Raw genomic sequence first — 14,455 nt, 5'->3', positions numbered from 1 at the left:
TCGGCGTCCTCATCTCGAAGGCCTACAAGCTGTAGACCTCAAGCTCGTACAGGGAGTATCCGTACCGGGTGGCCCGCTGGGTACCCGTCATCCGGAGGTATCTCGCGTCCTGTTGCGTGAACGCTACGACATCGTCGCCGCCATCGCCAGCACTTGTCGAGAAAACGTGGCGCCAGCTCGCGCCGTCATCGGAAACCTCGATGCGGTAGCCGCCGGCGAACGCCGACTCCCAGCGCAACACAGCGCGACCGACCCGTTGCACGGAGCCGAGGTCGACCTGGATCCACTGGTGGTCGCTCCAGTCGCTCGCCCAGCGGGACGACGGGTCGCCGTCCAGCACGTGTGACGGCGGGAGGGTGTTCCAGCCCGTTTCGTGCGACGACGCCGAGGCCGTGCGGCCCGCGGCCAGGTTCGCGATGTTCTGGCCACGGCCGGACGGGAACTGCACGACCTGCTGGTAGGTGGGGCGGTTCTGCCAGTGGACCTTCTCGTGGGTGATGCCGCCCATGGCGCGGTGGATGATCGTGTCCGCGCACCACTGGTCGCCCGCGGCGCAGTCGGCGTCACCGGGGTAGACCTCGGTGGGGGACTTGGCCACCGCCGCCCTCAACGAGTCGGACAGCGCGGTCCGGCAGCCGGACAGGGTGCCGCCGCCGCAGTAGGTCTGCGGGAAGGCGCCCTGGACGGGGTCGCCGAGGACCCTGCGCAGGTCCTTGTCCACGTAGCCCCACCAGCCGTATTGGAACGAGGAACCCTTGTGCGGCGCTGCGCCGTGCGCGTCGGACGGGGCCTCGTCGACCTGGATCGCGCCGACCAGGGCGTTGTAGAGGCCGTCACCCAGCGACGGGGCGAACTGGGCCCGCACCAGGAGCGGCCACCAGGCATCCAGAATCCGGATCGCTTCGGCGTGGGCGTAGGTCTTGCTGCCCTTCGCGGTCTCCTTGCGCAACGAGCCGGAACGCTGCCAGTCCCGCAGCTTCTGCACGGCCGGGGCCAGGGAGGCGTCGACCGGCGCGGACTCCACCACCCGCAGCAGCTCGGGCAGCACCTGCTCGGCGCGCAGGTCGGCGACAGCGGCCTCGGCCATCACGCGGGTCAACGACGCACGCGTCACCTTCTGCCCTGAAGCGATCAACGCGCGGACGCGGTCGTCGAGCAGGTCGCCGCGGTGCACGGCGCTGTGGCCGAACCCGCCGAACGTGAAGTCACGGGCCTGCTTGTTGTTCCACGAGATGTAGTAGTCCTGGTTGACGGAGTTCGGGTGCCCGGCGAACGGCATGTACGACGCGGTGTTCTCGTCGCCGTTCCAGCCGACCCACTCGTACTCCGCGCGGCCCCACACCGGCAGGTTCGGGTCCACAGTGGAACGGCGCACCGGGTTGAGGCCCGAGTTGAAGTACGCGGTGTCGCGGGAGTCGACGTAGAACCAGTTGAACGCGTAGCCGATCTTGTCGGCGGCGCGCTGGAAGTCGGTCGCCGACCGGATCGCGGACGGGTCGTTGAGCTCCTGGAAGCCGATGATCGAGTCGACCTCGTGCATGTACGTCGAGCGCAACGTCGTGTACGCCACGACTTTGCCGCCCACGGTCGCACGGCTCGACACCAGGCCGTACTTCGTCCGCCACATCACCAACGTGTACGAACCGGCGGGTGTGCCGTCCGCGACTGTCGGCTTCCACGCGTTCTTGCGTTCGAGGCGTTCCATCGGCAGGCACGCGCCGTGGAACAGGTAGTGCGAAGAAGCTTTCGTGGGCGCGGAACCGTCCGGGTTGCACAGCTCCACGGCGTAGGTGTCGATGATGTCGTGGGCCGACGAGGTCGCGCTCCACGAGTAGTCGACGCCCCGGCCGAGCTGCACGTACATCGAGACGCCCGCGAACGCGACGCCGCGGGAGCGGATGCCGGGACCGTTGAGCTCCTGCAGCAGCAACAACTGCGGCGCGAAGTAACCGGTCTGCGGACCCCACACGGCGATCGGGTTCCCGCTGTCGGTGTGGGCGCCGGACACGGCCAGCGCGTTGGACATGCCGTGCTTCTTGTTCAGCAGGTCGGCGGGCAGGACGCCATCCTCGAAGATGCCGCGGGCCTTGGCGACGTCCTCGGCGGCCGGCACGGCGACCGCGGCGCCGGTGCCGCCCACCTCGTCGTAGACCATCCGTTCCGGCGTGATGCTGCCGGCGTCGGGAAGGGCCACGCCCTGGGGGGAGGCGGGGGAGGCCGCGTAGGGGAAGGACTGTCCGTTGTGGAGGGTCAGGACGGCCTCGGGGTCGTTCTGCGCCCGGAACGCCTGCCACACCTGCTCGCCGACGGCGGCGCCGTACCTGTTCTGCGCCGCCAGCCTCACCAGCGCGGACTGCACCTCGCCGCCACCGCCGGCGCCGAACAGGCCGCCCACGACGGAGGCGATCGCCACCATGTCGGTCGCCTTGAACGGCTGGATGTCGTTCCAGTTCGTGATCGCGTCGGCGTGCCCGGTCAGCACGTACTCGCCGGGGAAGTTCCGCGCCGAGACCGACCGCGTCAGGTAGGCGTTGATGCCGGAGATGTAGTCGTTGACGTCGGCCAGCGCCTGCCGGCCGCGCTCGCCGCCCTTCGCGACCGCGGTGTCGATCTGCTTCTGCAGGTCCGCCTCGGTGTACGGGATCTGGTTGAAGAAGCTCTGCTCCAGCACCCGGTTCGCGGGAGCGCCACCGGCGAACCCGGTGAGCTGGCCGCGGCCGAGGTGGCGGAACAGGTCCATCAGCCACAGCCGGTCCTGCGCGGCCGCGTAGCCAGCGCCGAACATCGTGCCGGACCGCGTGGTGCCGGTGATGTGCGGCATCCCGATCTTCTTGTCCCGCACGATCGTCACGTCCGAGCGCGGCCGGACGGTGCTCTCCACCTGGTCGGACGGCACGCCGAACGACGCGTCGTTGAAGAAGTCCGCGAGCTGGGCGTTGGTCAGCCCGCCGTGGCCCGCGACCAGGCCGTCGTACTTGCCGAGCTGGTCGGCCGAGTGGGCGGGCCTGGTGCCGAGCGCCTTGTGGGCGAGGATCTCGGCCAGGGTCGCGTTGCCGTTGTTGCCGGGCGGCAGGATGTCGCCGCACTGGCCGAGGCAGTGGTCGTCGGCGGCGAACGCCGCCGCCCGCGGTTCCTCGGCCCGAGCGGTCGGAACGATCATGAGGGAGGCGGTGACGGCGGCGGTCGCCAGCAGCGTCGTCACCGGATTGGCTCTCCGCATCGCGCGAAGCTCCTCTCCGTGCAGGGCAGGCAGTTGTGATGCACGTTACTTTCAGGCAGAGCTATCACGAAAGAGCTTCGCGTTTTCATCTCGTCCCCGTGGGTCCTGCATCGATTCCGCAACACGGTGAGAGGTCGTGCAGCTCCAAATGATCAACGACTGAATCGGATTGCCGAGCCTGTATGAGTGTTTCTGGTACGCCATTCCATCCAGTGAGATTTCGCGTTTGGTCACGGAGAGTTCCGTCAGGCCGCCCCACCTGTCTCAGGTGCGCTTACGCAGCGACGTCGGCGTCCTATTCCGGTAACTGTGAACGTCGGCGGCCATCTGGAAAAACCGTTACCACATGATGAGATAACGGAGAATTAACGTGACCTTCGGCGGTTGTACGCGAAGATCACGAACATGTGGGAGCGCGGAACGCCAATGCGGGAGGCGTCGTGATCAAGGTTCTGCTGGCCGACGACGAGGACCTCGTCCGCTCCGGCCTTCGCATGATCCTGAGCAGCGTCGGGGACATCGAGGTCGTCGCGGAATGCGATGACGGGCACCTGGTAGCCGACCTGGCGCGCCAGCACCGTCCTCACGTGGTCCTGCTCGACATCCGGATGCGCACCTCGGACGGGCTCGTGGCGCTGCGGCGGCTGCGAACCCTGCCCGACCCGCCGAGGGTCTGCATCCTGACCACGTTCGACGTCGACGAGTACGTCTCGGAAGCGCTGCGGCTGGGTGCGGCGGGCTTCCTGCTCAAGGACACCGAGCCGGAACAGCTCGTCAAGGCCGTGCGCGACCTCGCGCGCGGAGGCGCGGTGCTCGACCCCGGTGTCGCGGCGCGCGTCCTCGCGGCCGTCGCGGACGGTGAGCGGATGGCCGAGCCGGCGCGGAGGCTCCTCCAGAGCCTGTCCGAACGCGAGCGCGAGGTGCTCGTGCTGATCGGGCAGGGCATGTCCAACGCGGAGATCGGCGGCACCCTGCACCTGTCGGAGGCGACGGTGAAGGGCTACGTCTCGTCCGTGCTCGGCAAGATCGGCGCGGTCAACCGCGTGCAGGCCGCGCTGGTGGCCTACCGCGGCGGCCTGATCGCCTAGGACCCCCGGCCACCGGCAGCCCTGGCCGCCTGAAACCCTCAGTTCCCGGAGACGACCTCGTCCACCGAGGGCTCGACCTCGACCCTGTTGCGGCCGTGGCGCTTGGCGCGGTAGAGCGCCATGTCCGCGGCCGCGAACAGCTGGTCCAGTTTGGCCGGTCCAGCCGCGACCCCGATGCTCACCGTCGGGCGGCGGACCGCGCCGAGCACCATCGCCCAGTCGTGGCCGTCGACGGCCGCGCGGATGCGCTCGGCCACGTTCGGGCCGACGTCCATGTTCGGCCCGGTGTCGCCGAGCAGCACCACGAACTCGTCGCCGGCCCAGCGCGCCACCAGGTCGTCCGCCCGGCACTCGCGGCGCAGCAACGCCGCGATCTCGCGCAGCGCCGCGTCGCCAGCGGCGTGCCCGGCGTCGTCGTTCACGCCCTTGAACCAGTCCACGTCGACCAGCACGAGCCAGGGCACCCGCCCGCGCGCCGCTGTCGACTCCAGCAGTCCCTGAGCGGCGCGTTCCAGCCCGAGCCGGTTCGCGAGGCCCGTCAACGGGTCGCGCGCCGCGGCCTCCTGCGCCGCCACCGCGAGCCGTTGTGCCTGCACGGCCACCCGGCGCTGCTCCAACGCCTGGCCGAGGCCCTCCTGCAACGTCTCCGTGGCCGTGCGCGAGGCCTGGACCGACCGGCGCAACGCCTCGGCCTCACCGACTGAGTCGTCCAGCGCGTGACAGATGTCCGCCAGCTCCGTGGAGAACCGCAGCAGCAATGACGTGTCGTTGATCCGTTCGGCGTTCTTCACCGCACGGGCCGCATAAGTGCGCGCGAGTTCGAGAGCACCTTGCTCGCGCCGCACGACGGCGAGGACCCAGTTGCCGACCGAGATGCCCCACAGGTCCTGGGCGTCCACCGCCAGGCGCAGGGTCTCCTCGCCGACCTCCTCCGCCCGGTCGAGCTGGCCGACCCCGGCCAGCGACCGGCCGAACGCGCCGAGCAGCGCGCGCCGGTGCACCTCGTCCTTGACGATGCCGAGACCCTCGTCGAGGTAGGCGAGCGCCTCCTCGAAGATCGCCGGCGCGGCGGCGGGCGGCCCCGAGCAGGCGCGGAAGTTCAACGAACCGCCGAGGCGCTGCAGGCAGTGGGCCAGCGTGTCGGTGTTGCCCGCCCGCCGGGCCACCTGCACCGACAGCCGCAGCATGTCGAGCGCCGCGCGCCGGTTGCCGATGCCCTCCATCAGGTAGCCGAGCGAGCCCATCGTCTGGGCCACGGCGGGGCTGTCCGACCGGTCGGCGTCGAGGTCGGTCCACCCCTCGGCGGCCAGTTCCAGGGCGAGGGGGATGCGGCCGAGCCGCCACGCCATCACGGCCCGGTTGACCAGCACGGCCGATCGGACCCAGCGGTCGGCGCCGGGGGACACCTTGGTGACCACCTCGTCGAAAAGACTGTTCGCCTCCGGCAGGCGGCCAGCGTTGAGCAACGCGCGGACCTCCCGGTCCAGCCGCGGAATCTGGCCCGCTACCAGCGGATCACGCTGCTCCACTCGTTCATCGACTCCGTTCCGACTCGCCGAGCGGCCTGCACAGGCTACCGGGGCGGTCGCGCCCCGCAACGATCCTGGTGCAGGACGTCATCGAGGGGTAGTCGGTTGCGCGAACACGTTGCTCAGCGCCCTGGCTCGATCGATGATCATTCCGTAGTGCGGCTTCTTGTCAACAGGGTCGCCGGAACGTTTTGCGCCGCGTGCTTTCGGTGACGCGCGATCCATGCGCCCATTGCCATGAGTGGACCTCTCCGCGGGCGGCGAGAACCGGCCGGAGGGGCGGCTTCATCCGTCTTCGATGAATTCATCGGGAACCCCGCGTCCCTCCGCCGGCTCGTGGTACGCCCGGCCGGCGTTCTCGTGCTTGAGCAGGACGAACTCCCCGTGCGACCGGCCGATGCGGCCGATTTGACCCGTGGCTCAGGAAAACCGGCGCGGTCCCGCACTCGTCGTCGTGCCGAATCCGCCACTTCCGGTCCTGTCCGGACAGAAGTGATTGCGCGCGCACGTACTTGTGCGCGTGGGAAAGAAAGGCGCACGTGACGCGGATGGGCGGGGCTTGCGACAGAGATGGTTCGCATCTACCGCTTCAGTTTCGTCGGCCGAACGTGTCGTAATGGAGAACGTCTTCGAGGGGCATCCGGTTGCGCCACCCGTGCCGTTCCAGGTCGGGGGCGTCGGGCAGCGACCGCACCGGCCCCACGCACAACCAGGCCACCGGGCGGATCCTGCCGGGGATCTCCAGCAGCCGGCGTAGCACCTCCTCGCGGTAGAAGCTCACCCAGCCCACCCCGAGGCCCTCCTCCGTCGCCGCCAGCCAGAGGTTCTGGATTGCCAGGCACACGGAGTACAAACCCGCGTCCGCGATGGCGTGCCTGCCGAGCACCGCCGGTGAGCCGCGGTCCGGGTCGTAGGTGACCACGATGCCGAGCGACGACTCCATGATCCCCTCGACCTTGATGCGGGAGAACACCTCCGCGCGTTCCTGGTCGAGCTGGGCCGAGAACACGCTGCGCTCCGCCTGGACGTGGTCGCGGAACGCGCGCCGGGTCGACTCGTCGCGGACCAGCACGAAGTCCCACGGCTGGGAGAGTCCCACGCTCGGGGCGGCGTGCGCCGCGGTCAGCACCCGGTGCAGCACGTCGGACGGGATCTCGGCGCCCGTGAACTCGGCACGGGTGTCACGGCGGCGGTGCACAACGTCGTACAGGCTCATTCGACCGATCGTGCCTCACTCGAAAGCACCAACTTCACGCTGGAGAGGTGGCGCTGATCTCACCGGGGGACTACACCGATCGGATGAGGAGGATGAGAGGCGGGCAGGGTTCCGCGCTCGCGTTCGGCGCGGGGGTCGGGGTGACCGCGTTCACCGGGGCCTGGCCGCTGCTCGCCCTGGTCCTGCTGGCGGCGGTCGTCGTGGTGGTCTCCCTGCGCACGACGATCGTCGGCGCCGGGCTCGCCGCCGTGCAGTGCTGGGGCCTCTACGCGACCTTCCTGGTCGGTGTTCGCGGCGATCTCACGGTCGACGAACACACGACCTGGCCGCTCGCGTTGCTGGTGCAGCTCGCCGTGCTGGCGTTCGCGGCCAGCACGGCGATCCGCGTCATCGCCCTTGTGACGGGTACGGCAGCAGGGCCATCTCCCGCGCGTTCTTGATCGCCGTGGCGACCTGGCGCTGCTGCTGCGGCGTCAGGCCGGTCACCCGGCGGGACCGGATCTTGCCCCGGTCCGAGATGAACTTGCGCAGCAGTGCGACGTCCTTCCAGTCGACGACGGTCACGCCCTCCTTCGCGAGGAGGTTCTGCCTGCGCTTCAGCGGCTTGCGCTCCTTCATCACCAGCTCGCCTTCGACACGCCGGGCAGCTCGCCGCGGTGGGCCATCTCGCGCAGCCGCAGGCGGGAGAGCCCGAACTTCCGGTGGTAGGCGCGCGGCCGCCCGTCGACCACGTCCCGGTTGCGCAGCCTGGTCGGCGACGCGTCCCGCGGCAGCTTCTGCAGGCCGCGCACCGCCTCCTCGCGCGTCTCCGGGTGCCGCAGCATCTCCTTGAGCTCCGCTCGCCGTTGCGCGTAGCGCGCGACGACCTCGCGGCGGCGCCGGTCGGCGGCGATCTTCGACTTCTTCGCCACGGTCAGCGCTCCTCTTTGAAGTCGACGTGCCTGCGCGCCACCGGGTCGTACTTGCGCAGCACCAGCCGGTCCGGGTCGTTGCGGCGGTTCTTGCGGGTCACGTAGGTGTAGCCGGTGCCGGCGGTCGACCGCATCTTGATGATCGGCCGCACGTCGTTGCCCTTGGCCATCAGACCTTCACCCCCTGCGCGCGCAGCCGGGCCACGACGGCCTCGATGCCCAGCTTGTCGACGGTCTTGATGCCCTTCGCGGACAGCGTCAGCACCACGTTCCGGTTCAGCGAGGGCACCCAGTACCGCTTGCGCTGGACGTTCGGGTTCCACCGGCGCCGCGTCTTGCGTTGCGAGTGCGAGACGCGGTTGCCGAAGCCCGGCTCACGGCCGGTCAGCTGGCAGCGCACTGGTACCTCCAGATTGAAACGACATTCGTTTTCATCTACGGTACCCCACATGGAAACCGTTGTCGTCATGGTGGCGGGGCTGGTGGACCACGACGTCGCCGTGCGGGTGTGGTGCGACCGGCCCGGATCGGTGCTCGTGCGGCACGTGGCCCGGGACACGCGCGTGCGGCGGTGGGTCGACGGCATCGCGACCGATGTGGAGCTGCTGCACGGGTGCGTGTCCTGCACCGTGCGCGAGGACCTGCGGGAGCTGATCGCGCAGTTCGCCGGGCACACGCTCGTGCTGCACCTGGACCCGTTGCTGGAACCGGACGCGGTGCGCCGCGACCTCGGCGTCGAGGTCGAGTGCGTGATCACCGTGCTCGACGCGGCGACCTGGCTGGACGACGCGCTCGGCGACGCCTCGATGGTCAGCGACCAGCGCACGGTGGCACAGGTCGTGGTCGCGCAGGCGGAGGCCGCGGACGTGCTGGTGCTGCAGGGCGACGCCGACGAACGGACGCTGGCCGTGCTCGACCGGCTGGCTCCCGGAGCGCACCGCTGCACTCCGGACGCGGTGGTGGTCGAGCGCGGGCGGCGCCCGCGGCTGCTGCCGCTCACGCCGGAGTGCGGTGTCTCCACGGCGGTTTTCACGGCCGACCGGCCGTTCCACCCGGCCCGGCTGAACGACGCGCTCGACTCGTTGCTCGACGGCACGGTGGTGCGGACGCGCGGCCGGCTCTGGGTCGCCGACGAGCCGGACGTCGCGCTGCACCTCGAGTCGGCGGGCGGCGGGCTGCACGTCGGTGCCGGCGGGCCGCGCGAGGGCAGGACCACGCAGATCGTGGCGATCACCCTCGGCGAGCCCGACGACATCACCAGGGCGTTCGGTGCGGCGCTGCTGACCGACGACGAACTGTCCTTCGTGGACTCGATCCGAAAGCTGGAGATATGAAGCCCGGAATCCACCCCGACTACCACCCGGTCGTCTTCCAGGACGCGTCCACCGGCAAGACGTTCCTGACCCGCTCGACGGCGACGTCGTCGCGCACGGTCGAGTGGGAGGACGGCAACTCCTACCCGCTGCTGGTCGTCGACATCACCGCCGACTCGCACCCGTTCTGGACCGGTACCCAGCGGCTCGTCGACACCGCGGGCCGGGTCGAGAAGTTCAACCGCCGCTACGGAAAGCGAGAGCGCTGATGGCCGTCCCCAAGCGCAAGACCTCCCGGTCCAACACCCGTCACCGGCGCTCGCAGTGGAAGGCCACCGCGCCGGACCTCGTGCGCGTCCGGACGTCGGGCGGCGAGGAGGTCCTCGTTCCGCGCCGCCTCGTGGCCGCGTACAAGCGGGGGCTGCTCTAGGTCACGGGAGCTGGACCGCTCCGTCCGGTGAGTCGCGCCACTGGGCGAAGGGGCGGTCCAGCCTCCACCGCGTGCCGTCGTGGTCGAGCACGCGGTTCTCGCATGTGTCCACATTGGACAAAGATTCGAAGAGTTCGATGCTCCAGTCGAACAGCCTGCGGCACAGCAGCCTGATCGTGAGCCCGTGGGACACGACCAGCACCGTCCTGGGATGCGTCTCGTCCTGGTGCATGCGGGCCTCCAGGCGGTCGAGGAACGCCGCCACCCGGTCGTCCACGTCCGCGCCGGACTCGCCGTTGGGCAGCCGGAAGAAGAAGTGCCCGAACGCGTGCCGCTGGTGCTTGAGCACCTCCTGCTGCACCGGGTCCTGGAGGTTGCCCCAGTCCTGCTCGCGCACCCGCGGCTCGGTGACGATCCGCTCCGCGGGGATCCCGAGCAGCTCGAACGTCCGGCGCGTCCGCCGGTAGGGCGAGACGTAGGCCGCGACCGGCCCCTCGCCGACCAGTTCCCTGATCGTGTCGCCGGCCGCCACGGCCTGCTGTTCGCCCAGCTCGGTGAGCGGGAGGGCGTGGTCGGGGATGCGGCAGTAGGCAAGCTCGTCGACGTTGCCGAGGCTCTGCCCGTGGCGCAGCAGGATGATCCGCACACCACCATCGTGCCCCAGTCCGCGAGGTGCCTCGGGCGTTACAGTGCTCGGCGAGTCGAGGAGGATGGTGTCACATGATCAAGTACATCGCGCTGTACAAGAAGCCCGCCGACCCGGAGGGCTTCGACCGGAGGTACTTCGAGTCGCACCTGCCGATCGTGAACTCGGTTCCCGGTCTGGTGCGCGCCGAGGTCGCCAGGGTGCAGCGCGTGGTCCTGGCCGGCTTCCTGGGCGAGAACGAGCCGCACCTGATCGCCGAGATGTACTTCGACTCGGAGGAGTCGATGAAGGCCGCCGTGCAGTCGCCGGAGTGGGCCACCTCCGGAGCCAACCTCGCCGAGATCGGCGGCATGGAGCTGGTCGCGATGTTCAGCGCGGAGGTGGTCGAGCCGTGAAGGCCGTCGTGATCGGTGGCGGCACGATGGGCGCCGGCATCGCGCACGTCCTGCTCGCGCACGGCCACGAGGTCACGCTGTCGGAGGCCGACGCCGAGCGCGCCGAGCAGGGCAGGGCGGCGGTCAGGCGCTCGCTCGACCGGGCCCAGGAGAGGGGCAAGCTCGCCGACGCCGCGGCGGTGTTCGCGAACCTGAGCACCGGTGAGCTGCCCGCGGACGCCGAGCTGGTCGTCGAGGCCGTGCCGGAGAACGTGCCGCTCAAGCGGGAGGTGCTCGGCCGCGCGGCCGCGAGGTGCCCGGACGCGGTCCTGGCGTCCAACACGTCGTCGCTGTCGATCGCCGAGATCGCGGCGGGCCTTCCCGGCGAACGCGTGCTGGGCATGCACTTCTTCAACCCCGTCCCGGTGCAGCAGCTCGTCGAGCTGGTGCACCACGAGGGCGTCGACCCCGCGAACGTCGCCAAAGCGCGCGCGTGGGCCGAGGAGTGGGGCAAGACCGTCATCGAGGTCCGCGACTCACCGGGGTTCGCCACCTCACGGCTGGGCGTCGCCGTCGGCCTGGAGGCGATCCGCATGCTGGAGGAGGGCGTCGCCTCCGCCGCGGACATCGACACCGGCATGAAGCTCGGCTACCGCTGGCCGATGGGCCCGCTGGAGCTCACCGACCTGGTCGGGCTCGACGTCCGGCTGGCGATCGCCGAGCACCTCGCCGCCGAGCTGGGACCGCGGTTCGACCCGCCGCCGCTGTTGCGCGACAAGGTCGCCCGCGGCGAGCTGGGCAAGAAGACGGGCCAGGGCTTCTTCTCCTGGTAGCCGGTCTTCCGTGGTAGCCGGTCGTCCGTGGTAGATAGTCGTCCGTGCGCATCAGGGAGTACACCGACGACGATCTCGACGCCGTGGTCCGCCTCCGCCGGGTCGCGTTCGGCCCTGGCGAGCGGCCGGACAGGCTCGTGCGCCCCGGCAGGCACGGGCTGGTCGCCGAACTGGACGGCCGGGTCGCCGGAGTGCTGACGGTGGGCTCCTACGGGCAGTTCTACGGCGGTGCCGCCGTGCCGATGGGCGGGATCGGCGGCGTCGCCGTGGACGGCGCGATGCGCGGCCGTGGCGTGGCGAACGCGCTGCTGGACGCCTCGCTGCCCGTCATGCGGGAGCACGGCCAGCCGATCTCGGTCCTCTACGCGACCGTGCCGTCGCTGTACCGGGGCCGGGGCTGGGAGCGCACCGGCGTCCTCGAGTGGGTCGAGCTGCCGATGGACAGGGTGCTCTCGATCCCGCGGCCCGCCGAACCGGTGCCCTCGCGCCCGGCGGAGGAGAGCGATCTCACCGCGCTGCACGCCTGCTACCTCGAGGTGGCCCGGACGATCGACGGCATGGCCGACCGCCGGCCGCCGCGGATCGAGCTGGCCGAGGTGCTGGAGATGGACCTGGTGAGCGTGCTGCCGGGGCCGAACGGGCTGCGCGGGTACCTGACGGCCCAGCGCGAGGCCGGCGGCGACATGGGGCGGCTCAAGGTCCACGACCTGATCGGCGTCGACGTCGACGCGCAGCTCACCCTCCTCGCCTCGCTCGCGTCCTGGGCCGGCACCCTGGAAGCGATCGACCTGCGGATCACCGACCCGGCCACGGTGAACCTGCTCGGTGCGACGCCGGTGCGCCACTCCGTCCGGACGTCGGCCTGGATGCTGCGCGTCGTCGACCTGCCCGCCGCCGTCGCCGCTCGCGGCTGGCCCCCGCTCGCCAACACCGCGGTGGACCTGGAGGTCGTCGACGCGCACGCGCCGTGGCACGCGGGCCCGCGGCGCATCATCGCCGAGGACGGGACCGTGCGGGTCGAACCCGGTGGCACCGGAGCGGTGCGGCTGCACGCGCGTGCGCTCGGACCGTGGTTCTCCGGCGCGCAGAACACGCACGCGTTGCGGCGCGCCGGTTTGCTCGAAGGCGACCCGGCGGACGCGGTGGTGCTCGACCAGCTCGTCGGCGCGTCCGGCGTCCCGCGGCTCGCGGAGTTCTTCTGACAAGCCGCGACGCTCGGCTGTTCACCCGGACGGCCCCGTCAAGTAACAATGAGGGCGTGGCGGGGGAAGAGGACGTGAGGCACGCCTACGGCGACAACATCGGCTGGCGTTTGAAGGGCTACGCGAGACGGCACAACGGGCCACCGGTCAGCGTGCGCGAGATCTCGCGAGCGCAGTTCGACCGGATCAGGCCGTTCTTCGACGCCGAGGACAACCCGTGGCTGGTGGACCTGCACCAGGTCGGCCGGGAGATCTGGCCGCACGTCGAGCAGGTGCTCGGCCCGCTGGACCCCGAGCAGGACTACTACGTCACCGGGCAGCCCCTGGACTGGGACAGGGACCCGGTCCAGGCCGCCAGGGACCTGCTGGACGAGCGGTTCCCGCTCGCGACGGCGGCGTTCCTCGGCGGCAGCGTCGCCGCCGGCACCTACACGGCGAACTCCGACCTCGACATGGTCGTGATCGTCGACGACCTGCCGCACGCGTTCCGCGAGACGCTGGAGCACCGCGGCTGGCCGGTCGAGCTGTTCTGCCACACCATCGAGTCGTTCCAGGACTTCGTCGCCCGTGACACAAAGGACCGCCGCCCGCCGTTGCTGCACATGTGCGCCGAGGGTTTCCTCATGCTCGACGCCGACGGCACGGGTCAGCGCATGCGGACCGAGGCGCGCGCTCTGCTGGACGCGGGCCCTCCCCTCGCGACGGTCACGGAGCTGGAAGACCGCCGGTACGGCACCACCGACCTGCTCGAGGACCTGATCGGCGCGCGGGACGACGACGAGCGGCTGTTCGTCGCGGCCCGGCTGCTGACCTGCGCGGGAGAGCTGGCGCTGGTCGTGCGGAACCGGTGGCTCGGGCACGGGAAGTGGCTGCTGCGCCGGCTCCGCGACGCGAAGGAGGACGAGCTGGTGGACGCCTACCGCGCGCTGGTGCGCGGCGAGGGCGCCGAGCGGTTCATCGAGGTCGTGGAGCAGGTCCTCGAGTCGGCGGGAGGCCGCCTGGAGGTCGGTTACCGCCGGGCGGCGTCACCGCGGTGAGTCCGTATTCTTCCCGTTCGTGCTGCTCATCGTCCTGGAACTGATCGGGATCGCCGTGTTCGCCGCGTCCGGTGCGGTGGCCGCCGTGCGGGCCCGCCTGGACGTGTTCGGCGTGATCGTCCTGGCGCTCACCACGGCGCTCGGCGGCGGCATCGTCCGGGACGTGCTGCTGGGCGTGCACCCGCCGACGAGCCTGCGGAACTGGCAGTACCTGCTGGTCGCGGGCGGCACGGGGCTGATCGTGTTCTGGCTCCACCCGCAGGTCGCCAAGCTCCGCAGGTCCGTCCTGCTGCTGGACGCCGTGGGGCTCGGTCTGTTCGTCACGTCGGGCACGACCACCGCGCTCGCTCTCGGCGCGCCTCCCTACGCGGCGTGCCTCATCGGAATGACGACGGGAATCGGTGGTGGCGCGCTCCGCGACCTCCTCCTCCGCGAGATCCCGTTGGTGCTGAGGAGAGAGATCTACGCCGTGGCGGCGCTCGCCGGTGCGGTCGTCGTCGCGGTGGGCGAGTGGGCCGGGCTGCCGAGGGGGCTGGTGTCGCTGACCGGCGCGGCGGTGATCATCACCATCCGGCTGGCCGCTCTCTGGCGGAAGTGGAACGCGCCCGTCGCGCGCGGCCTGGAGGGGTAGCGGGAACTAACGCGGTACTCACACC

Annotated in this window: 18 protein-coding genes; 10 read left to right on the top strand and 8 right to left on the bottom strand. The window is 70.6% G+C overall.

Going from position 1 to position 14,455, the window contains the following annotated elements; genetic code table 11:
• Window positions 1-22: 22 nt before the first annotated feature.
• The gene (locus BMW88_RS07395; RefSeq protein WP_089949833.1) at window positions 23-3,220 is read right to left on the bottom strand and encodes a penicillin acylase family protein; all 3,198 of its coding nucleotides are present in this window, start codon (window positions 3,218-3,220) and stop codon (window positions 23-25) included.
• Between the two features lie 440 nt (window positions 3,221-3,660).
• Here BMW88_RS07395 and BMW88_RS07390 point away from each other — a divergent pair, with 440 nt between their 5' ends.
• Window positions 3,661-4,308: a response regulator gene (locus tag BMW88_RS07390; protein ID WP_030467690.1), complete on the top strand. Its 648-nt coding sequence runs from the start codon at window positions 3,661-3,663 to the stop codon at window positions 4,306-4,308.
• A 38-nt stretch (window positions 4,309-4,346) separates the two neighbouring features.
• On the opposite strand, the gene BMW88_RS07385 is transcribed toward BMW88_RS07390, so the two are convergent.
• Window positions 4,347-5,837 carry a tetratricopeptide repeat-containing diguanylate cyclase gene (locus BMW88_RS07385; protein WP_089949832.1) on the bottom strand — a complete coding sequence of 497 codons (1,491 nt, stop codon included), beginning with the start codon at window positions 5,835-5,837 and terminating at the stop codon, window positions 4,347-4,349.
• A gap of 589 nt (window positions 5,838-6,426) precedes the next feature.
• Complete coding sequence (gene bluB, locus BMW88_RS07380; protein WP_089949831.1) at window positions 6,427-7,053, bottom strand: 5,6-dimethylbenzimidazole synthase; 627 nt, start codon at window positions 7,051-7,053, stop codon at window positions 6,427-6,429.
• A gap of 83 nt (window positions 7,054-7,136) precedes the next feature.
• Between bluB and BMW88_RS07375 the strand changes: the two genes are divergently transcribed.
• On the top strand, window positions 7,137-7,493 hold the full coding sequence (locus BMW88_RS07375) for a hypothetical protein (protein WP_143115997.1): 357 nt from the start codon (window positions 7,137-7,139) through the stop codon (window positions 7,491-7,493).
• Here BMW88_RS07375 and rpsR read toward each other — a convergent pair.
• From rpsR to rpmB, 4 genes are read right to left on the bottom strand one after another with little or no spacing between them, the layout of a single operon-like run.
• On the bottom strand, window positions 7,441-7,671 hold the full coding sequence (rpsR, locus tag BMW88_RS07370; RefSeq protein WP_089949829.1) for a 30S ribosomal protein S18: 231 nt from the start codon (window positions 7,669-7,671) through the stop codon (window positions 7,441-7,443). The genes BMW88_RS07375 and rpsR overlap by 53 nt on opposite strands.
• Window positions 7,671-7,964, bottom strand: coding sequence for a 30S ribosomal protein S14 (rpsN, locus tag BMW88_RS07365; protein ID WP_089949828.1), 294 nt, complete (start codon window positions 7,962-7,964; stop codon window positions 7,671-7,673). Before rpsN ends, rpsR begins: the two co-directional genes overlap by 1 nt.
• 2 nt (window positions 7,965-7,966) lie before the next feature.
• The gene (gene rpmG / locus BMW88_RS07360; protein WP_089949827.1) at window positions 7,967-8,134 is read right to left on the bottom strand and encodes a 50S ribosomal protein L33; all 168 of its coding nucleotides are present in this window, start codon (window positions 8,132-8,134) and stop codon (window positions 7,967-7,969) included.
• The gene (gene rpmB / locus BMW88_RS07355; RefSeq protein WP_089949826.1) at window positions 8,134-8,415 is read right to left on the bottom strand and encodes a 50S ribosomal protein L28; all 282 of its coding nucleotides are present in this window, start codon (window positions 8,413-8,415) and stop codon (window positions 8,134-8,136) included. The genes rpmG and rpmB overlap by 1 nt, the downstream gene beginning before the upstream one ends.
• On the opposite strand from rpmB, the gene BMW88_RS07350 reads away from it, so the two are divergent.
• Genes BMW88_RS07350 through rpmF form a run of 3 tightly spaced genes read left to right on the top strand, consistent with a single transcriptional unit; the run spans window position 8,414 to window position 9,707 of the window.
• Entirely contained in the window at window positions 8,414-9,298 is an 885-nt protein-coding gene (locus BMW88_RS07350; RefSeq protein ID WP_089949825.1) for a GTP-binding protein, read from the top strand. The genes rpmB and BMW88_RS07350 overlap by 2 nt on opposite strands.
• Entirely contained in the window at window positions 9,295-9,546 is a 252-nt protein-coding gene (locus tag BMW88_RS07345; RefSeq protein WP_089949824.1) for a type B 50S ribosomal protein L31, read from the top strand. Before BMW88_RS07350 ends, BMW88_RS07345 begins: the two co-directional genes overlap by 4 nt.
• The gene (gene rpmF, locus BMW88_RS07340; protein WP_089949823.1) at window positions 9,546-9,707 is read left to right on the top strand and encodes a 50S ribosomal protein L32; all 162 of its coding nucleotides are present in this window, start codon (window positions 9,546-9,548) and stop codon (window positions 9,705-9,707) included. The genes BMW88_RS07345 and rpmF overlap by 1 nt, the downstream gene beginning before the upstream one ends.
• Window position 9,708: 1 nt before the next feature.
• On the opposite strand, the gene BMW88_RS07335 is transcribed toward rpmF, so the two are convergent.
• Window positions 9,709-10,353, bottom strand: coding sequence for a histidine phosphatase family protein (locus tag BMW88_RS07335; protein ID WP_089949822.1), 645 nt, complete (start codon window positions 10,351-10,353; stop codon window positions 9,709-9,711).
• Between the two features lie 74 nt (window positions 10,354-10,427).
• Between BMW88_RS07335 and BMW88_RS07330 the strand changes: the two genes are divergently transcribed.
• Genes BMW88_RS07330 through BMW88_RS07310 form a run of 5 tightly spaced genes read left to right on the top strand, consistent with a single transcriptional unit; the run spans window position 10,428 to window position 14,430 of the window.
• On the top strand, window positions 10,428-10,748 hold the full coding sequence (locus BMW88_RS07330) for an EthD family reductase (protein ID WP_089949821.1): 321 nt from the start codon (window positions 10,428-10,430) through the stop codon (window positions 10,746-10,748).
• Window positions 10,745-11,560, top strand: coding sequence for a 3-hydroxyacyl-CoA dehydrogenase family protein (locus BMW88_RS07325; RefSeq protein ID WP_089949820.1), 816 nt, complete (start codon window positions 10,745-10,747; stop codon window positions 11,558-11,560). Before BMW88_RS07330 ends, BMW88_RS07325 begins: the two co-directional genes overlap by 4 nt.
• Before the next feature lie 44 nt (window positions 11,561-11,604).
• Window positions 11,605-12,762, top strand: coding sequence for a GNAT family N-acetyltransferase (locus BMW88_RS07320; protein WP_089949819.1), 1,158 nt, complete (start codon window positions 11,605-11,607; stop codon window positions 12,760-12,762).
• Window positions 12,763-12,818: 56 nt separating this feature from the next.
• A complete protein-coding gene (locus tag BMW88_RS07315; protein WP_245777618.1) occupies window positions 12,819-13,799 on the top strand; it encodes a nucleotidyltransferase domain-containing protein in 981 nt (326 codons plus the stop codon).
• Between the two features lie 19 nt (window positions 13,800-13,818).
• A complete protein-coding gene (locus BMW88_RS07310; protein WP_089949818.1) occupies window positions 13,819-14,430 on the top strand; it encodes a trimeric intracellular cation channel family protein in 612 nt (203 codons plus the stop codon).
• Window positions 14,431-14,455: the final 25 nt, after the last annotated feature.

Origin of the sequence: Lentzea xinjiangensis (assembly GCF_900110955.1) — a bacterium.
GTDB classification, from domain to species: domain Bacteria; phylum Actinomycetota; class Actinomycetes; order Mycobacteriales; family Pseudonocardiaceae; genus Lentzea; species Lentzea xinjiangensis.
The sequence above is the reverse complement of the archived record's forward strand: the minus strand, read 5'-3'. Positions and strand labels throughout refer to the sequence as shown.